This window comes from Microseira sp. BLCC-F43 (genome assembly GCF_041929235.1).
In the GTDB taxonomy this organism is placed as follows: Bacteria; Cyanobacteriota; Cyanobacteriia; order Cyanobacteriales; family Aerosakkonemataceae; genus Microseira.
The window spans coordinates 1-3,958 of the sequence record NZ_JBHFNP010000274.1; the positions used below are offsets into that span (position 1 = coordinate 1).

Here is a 3,958-nt window from a genome sequence, read left to right on the forward strand (position 1 = left end):
CAACACCTGGGCTGACATCATCAACCGCGCTAACCTGGGTATGGAAGTAATGCACGAGCGTAATGCTCACAACTTCCCCCTCGACTTAGCCGCTGGTGAATCTGCTCCCGTTGCTTTAACCGCTCCGGTTATCAATGGTTAGGGTCTAGGTTGCTAGAAGTTTAAACGAAAAGCGCTCTCCCTTGGGAGGGCGCTTTTTGTTTTGGGGGTTTTTTAGCGATCGCATCCATTCGTAGCCGTCACCCTGAAGGATGCGGCTATACAAACAAAGACCGCCTTCGCGGTCTATAAAAATAAAGAATTTGTTATATTAATTTCCCTTGATGTGCTACAGATCAACAGATAGGCACCGATTGTAGGGGCGGGTTTTACCAATAACATTTGCTAAAAACAAAAAATTTCTATAAACCCGCCCCGCCCCTTGTGTGGCATATTAATCCGAAAAACGGTGTTATATTATGTCGGGTTGTATCGGTAGCGTCAGCCAGGGCGGGTTTATTTACCCTTTGCGCTGGTAGCAAGTATCTCTCGTAAAACCCGCCCCTACAGCATCAAAAACTACATACAATCTTTGCTAACGGTGATATTACTGTTTTTCCCTTATAGGATTTGAATTGCGCTGAATGTATTGTTGGAATATACGATTGAGCTGAAAGCGCGATCGCTCTCCTATTTGCACTTTTTCCACTAACCCGCGTCGTGCTAATGATTGGATAACTTGCCAGAATTCGGATTTGGATAATTCGCTATTAGCTGGTTGTTGGGAAATATCTACAGCTTTATCTTGACTTGCTAACCAATAGCTGATATCTTTTTCTGACTCGGATAAACGCTTTAAGAGAGATTCTAAAAGTGGTTCTATGTCACCTAAAAATATGTCATTTTGCTCGGCTAAAAACAGGGAAACGCTACCGTTAAATAGTTCGTGTATGGTTGCAGCTATGATATTTAACCAGCAAGGATGACGTTGATAAAGGGTAATTAATTCTGACCATTTATCTTCGTCTGTTAATTCTTTTTATTTTAATATCTCTGTCGCCTGTTCTTCTAAACCTTTAAGATGTAACGCGCGCGTGGAGCGGTTTTCTGCTTCTAAAGTAGCGATTTCTCTAGGTTTATCCCAACTGAGGAGGATTAAACAACTCTGGTGAGATGATGTAGCGATTTGTTTAAAAAATTTGCCGTAATCTTCATATCCTGCTAAATATTGACCTGCTAATTGTCTGGTTTTAAATATATTATGCACGTCATCAAGGATTACTAAACAGCGAGCGCATCGAAAATAATCGATGATTGTGGGTAATGGGGTTTGTTGTAATTGGGAAAAAAATTGTTTGAGTTCGATTTGCAGCGTCGAGAGTGTGGGAGTGTCACCCAGACTTCGCCAAATAATGTAATCGAATTCGGTTTTAATTTGTGAGATCAGTTTGAGTGCGATCGCGCTAGTACCAATTCCACTTAATCCATATATGGTTATCAAGCGCGCGCGTGCTTGTAAAATCCATTCTTTCAGGGTGGATAGTTCTGACGTGCGATCGTAAAAGCTAAGTAATTCTGGTGCGTCTGTTAAATCTATTATGGGCGAGGGATTTTTGGCTTGGGGAGAGTTGGGGGGAGAGTGCGATCGCGTATTTTCACCACAGATATTGATATTACCATTACCTACCCCTATCTGTACGCAATCAAGAACGCTGGAAACATTAGACAGTTCAGCTTGTTCTAACAAAGAACAAACATTAGATTTTTTAACATCTTCTCCAATCACATCAGATAAAAGTTTCCATAATTTCCATGCTTCTTTCTTGACATGATCGTAACTGCGAAGATTATTTTTCGCTATTTCTTCATAATTCTGATGTTGCCAAACACCCTCTAATATAGATTTTTGTAGTGAATCAAGGCGTTTTCCTGTGTTAAATAATACCTGTTCGTCAGTCCATTTTATCACTTCTTGAATGTCCATGTATCAATTTTTTTATCATTGATTGTGTAATCCCACTTTATCATACTTTTTCCCAATCAAAAAACTAAATCCTACTTTCTCCCACATTATTGCTTATTTATATAATTTTAATATTCCCACAAAATCCCATTTTTAGGTGTTGAAGAGACATATTTTATCCGGTTACCTTAAGTAAAGGTAAAAGCTGCAATTGCCAATTTTGTTGCTGATAGCAGCTTTAATTATTGCCACCAGCAAGGGGTTATTTTCAAACCCATAACACTTTGGATCTATTGATTGGTTAGGAGGGGTAAATTATGGGATTTTTATTTGCCATACCAAGTTTTATTATCCACTTTTTAGCAAATTTATTGTCTTGGGTTTTCAGTCTAATAGGTGTAATTTTAGGTATTGTTATATGGCCTTTTAAGCTAGTGTGGGGGTTATTTATGGGGGTTGGTAAGTTACTAATATCAGTATTAGTAGCACCATTTTTATTGTTTTCCCACCCAGCAGAGATCTCAGCCGCGCAACCTGTTGTCGGGACAGTTCCTCCAATCCCTAATAACAGAATTGAACAAATATTCAATGATATTAAGTCGCTAGAATTAGCAGGCAGACAAATGGAACCATTGAGAAATAACGAAAACTTAGGACAGTGCGGTATCCTAATGCGAGACTACCAAATTGAAGCCGACAATTTAGTTGAGATTACCAACGATCTGCCGAGACAATATAAGGCGACATTAGGGGCTGCGGCTATAAGTCTCAACGAGTGCGTTTCTTGTAAAACTACAGCCCAAAACTCCTGCGAACGGGTTCGCGACAATCTCAATGATTACCAATCGATGATAAGTGAAGAGTAAGGAAAACAAAAAATAGAGAAATTGTCCAAGCAGGAGTTATCACACGATCGTTAATTTGTTTTCACAAGGGTGAGATGCAAACAAGGAACCGGGTTTTTCGCAAAAACCCGGTTTCTGTGTCGAAGTGCTATATCTACAGCAAGCCAAGCGATTAGCTATAACTGAGATCTTGCACCGAAATTCTCACCCGCCAGGGGTTTAAACCCCTGGCTAATAGCGCAAGTCCGTTAAAACGGACTAATCTTTTCTACCAGTCCACTTGAGTGGACTTTCGCTGTTAGCCCGGAAATTTATTTCCGGGCGGGTGTGGACAACACCGCCGATTAATTTGCCAACAGCATCTTTTAATCCCTGGCGGGCAAGGAGATAGGTGCAAGATGTTGTCAGCGCATAACCACTAGAATAAAACTACTCAAATTAACCAAAATGATTGCTGAACTAGACAGAGTTGCTTTAACCACCGACTTACCCGAATATAGTTTAAGAACGGGCGATATTGGCACTGTGGTGTTAGTACATAAGGAAGGTTTGGGATCTGAAGTATAATTTATTACACTCCCAGGTCAAACTGTTGCAATTATGTCCTTATTCAGTTCTCAAGTTCGCCCCATCGGTGACAGAGAAATTGCCCAAGCGTGGGTTCTGACATAATCGTTAATTCGTTTTCGCAAGGGTGAAAAGCAAACAAGAAACCGGGTATTTCGGAAAAACCCGGTTTCTGCACGAAAGTTTGAGCTAAAATAAAAGCACTCTCCTGTTTGGAGACGCTTTTTTGTTGGCAATTTTTACGCACAGGGGGGCGACGCTCATGCTCCAAGCAAAAAACAAACTCACCCTAGAAGAATTTCTCGCTCTACCAGAAGGGGATGTGACTTATGAATTGGTGGATGGTGAGGCAATACCAAAAATGTCACCGAAATTTTTTCATTCCAGACTCACAAAAGCATTACTTAGACTGCTGGAAGACTGGGGACAAGATAGGGGAGAGGTCGGTGTAGAATGGGCTGTTGTACTGACGCGCCAAGGAAAAAGCTGGGTGCCTACACCAGAAATTTTATATGTTTCTTATCAGCGGTTATCACCTGATTGGATGGAAAATGAAGCTTGTCCGGTTCCGCCAGAATTAGTTATCGAAATTATTTCACCGGGA

At 40.8% G+C, this 3,958-nt stretch carries 4 protein-coding genes and 1 pseudogene; 4 read left to right on the forward strand and 1 reads right to left on the reverse strand.

The window, feature by feature from the left end:
* Window positions 1–142: pseudogene (locus tag ACE1CM_RS35845) on the forward strand (photosystem II q(b) protein); the annotation flags it as partial.
* 876 nt (window positions 143–1,018) lie between these two features.
* On the opposite strand, the gene ACE1CM_RS35850 reads toward ACE1CM_RS35845, so the two are convergent.
* Entirely contained in the window at window positions 1,019–1,963 is a 945-nt protein-coding gene (locus ACE1CM_RS35850; RefSeq protein WP_374883692.1) for an NB-ARC domain-containing protein, read from the reverse strand.
* Window positions 1,964–2,259: 296 nt separating this feature from the next.
* On the opposite strand from ACE1CM_RS35850, the gene ACE1CM_RS35855 reads away from it, so the two are divergent.
* From ACE1CM_RS35855 to ACE1CM_RS35865, 3 genes are all read left to right on the forward strand, one after another.
* Window positions 2,260–2,808, forward strand: a complete 549-nt coding sequence (locus tag ACE1CM_RS35855; protein ID WP_374883693.1) for a hypothetical protein — start codon at window positions 2,260–2,262, stop codon at window positions 2,806–2,808.
* 426 nt (window positions 2,809–3,234) lie between these two features.
* The gene (locus ACE1CM_RS35860; protein ID WP_374883694.1) at window positions 3,235–3,354 is read left to right on the forward strand and encodes a DUF4926 domain-containing protein; all 120 of its coding nucleotides are present in this window, start codon (window positions 3,235–3,237) and stop codon (window positions 3,352–3,354) included.
* A gap of 262 nt (window positions 3,355–3,616) precedes the next feature.
* Window positions 3,617–3,958: Uma2 family endonuclease (locus ACE1CM_RS35865; protein ID WP_374883696.1), on the forward strand; the 342-nt coding region annotated here is incomplete at its 3' end.